At 63.1% G+C, this 761-nt stretch carries 1 protein-coding gene; it reads left to right on the forward strand.

Annotation, left to right across the window (positions count from 1 at the left end; translation table 11 throughout):
• Positions 1-761 (forward strand): flagellin (locus IEV53_RS14735; RefSeq protein ID WP_188427590.1); only part of this gene is annotated, 761 nt, incomplete at both ends.

Below are 761 nucleotides of genomic sequence, written 5' to 3' on the forward strand. Positions count from 1 at the left end.
CTGAACGCCACGCAGTCCGCCCTGAGCAGTGCAGAAAACACCATCTCGACCGGCCTGAAGGTCTCGAGCGCCGCTGACAACGCCGCTGCCTACGGCATTGCCCAGCAGATGCAGGGCAATGTTTCCGGCCAGTCCGCAGTCAATGACGGCCTCTCCTTTGCCGCGCAGACGGTCAGCTCGACCAGCACTGCCGTCAACCAGATCATCAGCGTGCTCAACAGCGTTCAGAACGCCGTGACTTCGCTCGGCAACAACCAGGGCAGCCCCGCCGCCCTCGACCAGATCGGCACGCAGATCACCGGCCTGCTTCAGCAGATCGACACCATCTCGCGCAATGCCACCTTCAATGGCGTCAACCTGATCTCGGGTGCCACCAGCGACGGTCTGGGCATCACCGCCAGCGACCTGAAATATGTCACCGGCCTGCAGGGTGACCAGACCACCATCACCGGGTTCAACGCCGCCATCGCTTCCTATATGGGTGGCTCGTCCATCGCAGGCGCACCGTCTGTCTTCGGCACCGGCACCGCCTTCCAGGCTGGCACCGCTGGCACAAGCCTGACCGACGCCCTCGGTCTTACCTCCAGCAGCACCGCTGGCGTCAACCCGACGACCAACGTGTTCGAAGGCTCCGGCACCCTCAAGGGCACCGGCAATGTCTCTGACATGATCGCCCAGGTGCAGGCAGCCATCAAGGCCATGACCTTCGTCACCTCGACGCTCGGCGCCAACAGCAACGTCATCAAGAACATGAGCACCTA

The organism is Asaia siamensis (assembly GCF_014635085.1).
Lineage (GTDB): Bacteria > Pseudomonadota > Alphaproteobacteria > Acetobacterales > Acetobacteraceae > Asaia > Asaia siamensis.